This window comes from Roseovarius sp. D22-M7, from assembly GCF_037083785.1.
GTDB lineage: Bacteria > Pseudomonadota > Alphaproteobacteria > Rhodobacterales > Rhodobacteraceae > Roseovarius.
This window is the reverse complement of record NZ_JBAPKY010000118.1, coordinates 1-4,337: the sequence shown is the minus strand read 5'-3', so window position 1 is coordinate 4,337 and position 4,337 is coordinate 1. Positions and strand designations below refer to the sequence as shown.

6 protein-coding genes and 1 pseudogene are annotated in these 4,337 nt (G+C 54.3%); 1 reads left to right on the top strand and 6 read right to left on the bottom strand.

Going from position 1 to position 4,337, the window contains the following annotated elements; all coding sequences use genetic code 11:
- Nucleotides 1-74 precede the first annotated feature (74 nt).
- The 3 genes and pseudogenes from V8324_RS21250 to V8324_RS21240 all read right to left on the bottom strand — a co-directional run.
- Nucleotides 75-680, bottom strand: a pseudogene (locus V8324_RS21250) (pirin family protein); the annotation flags it as partial.
- Entirely contained in the window at nt 677-1,282 is a 606-nt protein-coding gene (locus V8324_RS21245; protein ID WP_336421890.1) for an NADPH-dependent FMN reductase, read from the bottom strand. The gene V8324_RS21245 and the pseudogene V8324_RS21250, both read right to left, overlap by 4 nt.
- Nucleotides 1,283-1,319: 37 nt before the next feature.
- Nucleotides 1,320-1,751 (bottom strand): DoxX family protein, encoded by a 432-nt coding sequence (locus tag V8324_RS21240; RefSeq protein WP_336421889.1) that lies wholly within the window; start codon nt 1,749-1,751, stop codon nt 1,320-1,322.
- Between the two features lie 111 nt (nt 1,752-1,862).
- On the opposite strand from V8324_RS21240, the gene V8324_RS21235 reads away from it, so the two are divergent.
- Entirely contained in the window at nt 1,863-2,765 is a 903-nt protein-coding gene (locus tag V8324_RS21235) for a LysR family transcriptional regulator (protein ID WP_336421888.1), read from the top strand.
- A 31-nt stretch (nt 2,766-2,796) separates the two neighbouring features.
- Here the strand turns inward: V8324_RS21235 and V8324_RS21230 are convergent, their stop codons facing one another.
- The 3 genes from V8324_RS21230 to V8324_RS21220 form a co-directional block, all read right to left on the bottom strand.
- Nucleotides 2,797-3,612, bottom strand: coding sequence for an alpha/beta fold hydrolase (locus V8324_RS21230; protein WP_336421887.1), 816 nt, complete (start codon nt 3,610-3,612; stop codon nt 2,797-2,799).
- A gap of 28 nt (nt 3,613-3,640) precedes the next feature.
- Nucleotides 3,641-4,111 carry a GNAT family N-acetyltransferase gene (locus V8324_RS21225; protein ID WP_336421886.1) on the bottom strand — a complete coding sequence of 157 codons (471 nt, stop codon included), beginning with the start codon at nt 4,109-4,111 and terminating at the stop codon, nt 3,641-3,643.
- A gap of 109 nt (nt 4,112-4,220) precedes the next feature.
- Nucleotides 4,221-4,337 (bottom strand): ATP-binding protein (locus tag V8324_RS21220; protein ID WP_336421891.1); only part of this gene is annotated, 117 nt, incomplete at its 5' end.

Here is a 4,337-nt window from a genome sequence, read left to right as displayed (position 1 = left end):
GTGATCGGATGCCCCGGAACAGGTGATCGGATTAAATCGGAATCACTGATCGGATGTTATCGGAACCGGTGATCGGATGTCCCCGGAACGCGCATAGCATCGGCATAGTACATCTCTGTAAATGTTTTCGTCGGCGCGCGTTCACCCCAAGCATTGCCAACAATGAGCCGCACCTGTTTGCCTTCACCTTCTACGAACGGCAGAGCTTCTTCCTTGTGGTGCTCAAAATCAGCGTCCATGTCTTCGGCTTCCTCGGGCAAGGCCACCCATGTCTGAATGCCAAACAGGCTGCTTGGCCGTTTGCGGGTCTGCACACTCGTGCGTTCCGAATGGGTGACGCCGTTCCCGGCGATCATCCAGTTTACCTCACCGGGGTAAATCATCTGGTTGGTGCCGAGAGAGTCTTGGTGCTGGAACTCTCCCTTGTAGAGATAGGTCACCGTCGCCAAGCCGATATGGGGATGCGGACGGACGTCGATGCCTTGTTCTGTGATGAACTCAGCCGGACCCATTTGGTCAAAGAACACAAATGGACCAACCATTTGGCGTCGGGCTGAAGGAAGGGCGCGGCGGACTTCGAAATCGCCAATATCTCGCGCCCTTGGCACGATCAGTGTTTCAATCGCGTCGACGTTATCTGCGCTGGGGCAGGTTGGTTCAATTGAAGGGTTCCAGCTCATGGCGTGTTCCTTTCATCTGTTTGCAACGATCCAGTCATGGCGTCAGTCGTCAGGATTAACTGTTTGATAGTGGCCTTGAGCATCTGTGATTGCTGCTTTTCCTTTAGAGCGCCTGCATCATCAAAGGCATTGACCCCATTGGATATTGCAACCTGATTTGGGACGACCGTCACGCCGATATTGCCCAGCATCATGCGCAAGGGAACAAGCCCGCGCAAACCGCCGAATGCCCCAGGTGCTACCGATCCAATCGCCATTACCTTACCGTTAAAGGCCCAAAGTGGTGGCTCACTTTCGGTATGGGGACGTGAGATCCAATCCAGTGCGTTCTTGAGCAAGGGCGAGATCGAGCTGTTGTATTCCGGCGATGCTATGAAGATGCCGTCCTGCTCCACAAAGAGCTGTTTGAGCCGTTTCGCGTTTTCTGGCAGGCCTCGATCTTGTTCGAGGTCACCGTCATAGAGCGGCATTCCGAAATCTTTGAGGTCAATCAGTGTGACATCTGCGCCTTCCGCTTTGGCGGTGCTCGCAGCTAGTGCTGCGAGCCGTTTGTTAGTCGACGCTTTGCGGGCACTTCCGGCGAACATAAGGAATTTGGCCATGGTTGTAGCTTTCTTAGAATTGCGCGCGATGCCCGGTTTAGGCCTTGAGCACCTGGGGAATGAAGCCATCGATCACAGGCAGCTTGCGCAGAGCGAAGGGTCCGCTGCCTTGGGCTGCGACCGCGGCGGCCAGAACCACCAGCATCAACGGGAATTCCCAACCGCCACCTTCGGCGCTGAACAACCAGCCATTGCCCGAATGTGCCCAGAGCGCGCCGAGCAACAGTGGGATCGACAGAAGAGCGGCAAGGCGAGTGTAGAGACCCAGAAGGATCGCTGTGCCACCCCCAAGTTCTGCCAGAATGGTAAGATAAGCCGCCGCCGCAGGTAACCCCAGGCTTTCAAAATAGCCCACTGTGCCGGGGACCGTGAATACCATTACCTTCAGCAGCCCATGGGACAGCAGAAGGCCGCCAAGGGACAGTCGGGTAAGTAACGCGCCGTAGTTTGTGTTGGTTTCGAATGTCATTGTCTTTCTCCATATGCGTTGTTTTTCGTCTGGTATGAATATTGCATTGTTGCTTGTGGTTGATAATATGCTCATTATCCAATTCAATCATTCCAAAAAGTTGCCAATATCATGGATCACACTTCGCGCGTCGGCATCTTTATTGCAGTAGTTCAGGCACGCAGCTTTGCTGGAGCGGCGCGGGATCTGGGTATTACCAGCTCTGCTGTGTCCAAGCAGATCCAGAACCTTGAGCTGGATTTGCAGGTCAAACTGCTCAACCGCACCACACGAAACGTGTCTGTGACCGAAGAAGGCGCCATCTATTTTGAACGCGCAAAACGGGCGTTAGAGGATCTGGAAGAAGCGAAGGAACAGATTTACGAATTGAAATCTCACCCTCGCGGTCCGCTGAAGGTGAGCTTGCCGCTCAGCTTGGGGGTCAAATATCTTGGACCGGCTGTGGCGCAGTTTGCGGCAACCTATCCTGATGTCGAATTGGACGTGAGCCTGGATGAGCGTTTTGTCGACATAGCAAGCGAGGGGTTCGATCTTGTACTCAGGATAGGCTCACTAAAAGACACGTCTTTGATTGCTCGGCGTCTGGCGTCTTGTCCCTTTGTCCTATGCGCCAGTGGGGATTATCTGGAACGAAATGGAACGCCCATAGCGCCCGAAGATCTCTTGGAACACAATGTTTTGGCCTTTACCCGCAACACTGGGCTGCATGAGTGGCGTTATAAAGACAGCGCGGGACAAACCGGTCAGGTCAGCCTGAGCGGCTCATTCAAATCCGATTCTGGGGATGTTCTGTGCCATACCGCAGTCGAAGGCGTGGGCATTGCGATCCTGCCCGTCTTCTATGTCGCAGAGCATTTGAAGAGCCAGCGCTTGCTGCAACTGCTTCCAGATCACCTCACTTGGCCCGAGCGGGATATCCATGCAGTTTTTCAACCCAACCGTTTCCAGTCAACGAGGCTGCGCCTACTCGTCGATCACCTCGCCGCGACCTGCAAGCAACTGCCGTGGGAATGAAACGTCAGATTAGGTGAAAAGCGGTCTTCTTTCATAGGCTTCCAAGAAATCCGGCAACCTCACGCAGGACTTTTTCGTCCTGCAAAATCCGGTTGTGCCCCAAGCCATCAGTTGCGAAAAGCTGCGCGTCAGGCCACGCGGCGCGAAGTTCCTCTGCTTCACTGAAGGGAACCTGACGATCACCACGATCGTGAATAATGAGGGCAGGCACGGATTGACCGTTCACCGAGGGCATAAGGTCTATGTTGCGAGGGTGAACGCCCACCTTTCTCCCGATTTCGTCCTGAAGTGCATCAGTAGCGGCCCGTCTAAGCCCGATCCTGAGCGCAGTCGCTTCAATGGTGCGCGCCATTACAACCGGGCTCGCAATCAATACAAAAGCATTGGCATTTATCGAGTCAGATGTCGCCATTACTCCTGCGGCTGCACCCATGGAATGACCCAGATATAGGGAAATGGGACCTAAGATTTTGAATGCCAAGCCTACGGCTTCACTGAATACGATTGGATCGCATTGCCATGCTCTTGATGTTCCATGGCCCGGCGGATCAAGAAAAACCACCCGATAACCAGCCTGCTGCACAACCTTTCCAAAAGCACGCCATTGATCGTGATCGCCATCAAAACCATGGACGAATAAAGCCAGCGGCATCTTAGGATCTTGACCAGATTCTCGCCAGCCTACGATACCATTGCCAATATCAACGCGCTCATGCGTCTGTGACAGATGAGATCGACTGCGACGAGGTGTCAAAACACGTCGGACAAGTATTCCCGCCATAAATCTGGGTGCGAAAGTTGATGCTGTAACGATCGCCAGACCAGTGAATTTTCTAAGAAACGACAAGTTTCCCACCCCCTTTATTCTGCGATGTTCAATCGCCAATTGCCAGTTTGTATCCCAGATGAGACGCACGAAAACCCAGCCGCTCATAGAATGCATGGGCAGAGGTGCGGGACGCGTCAGCGGTCAGTTGAACGAGACCGCAACCGCGCGCGCGACACTCCGAAATGGCCCATTCTAACATCTGCTTTCCGATGCCCGCCCCGCGCTCTGCATCGGACACGCGAACGGATTCGATCTGGCCCCGCCATGCGCCCCGGCGCGATAGCCCTGGAATGAAGGTCAGTTGCATCATACCCATGACGCGATCGCCACGGGCGGCCACGGCAAGAAGCTGATTGGGGTCGTGCGCGATGGCGTCAAAGGCGTTGATATAGGCTTGATCGAGCGGCGTTCGTGTATCTTCGCGCTGACTGCCCAGCGTATCTTCAGCCAGCATTGCGATCATCGATTCAAGATCAGCAGCGACTGCGCTGCGCATGGCGATTGGGGCGTGTGTCATAATGGTTGTCTCCTTGGTGTTGAATTGTTGATTGTCGCTGAGATCTGACCCGGCATTGTCACCGAGACTTGACCCACCCGGTTGTTATGTTCTGCACGTCATGATGGCGTCAATGCTGCTGTCTCCTTCCGTTTTTTTTGGCTGTCTCGGAGCTGGCTTTGAAGCGATAGCTGTCGTTGCCAGTCTCCAAAATGTGGCAGCGATGGGTGAGGCGATCGAGCAGCGC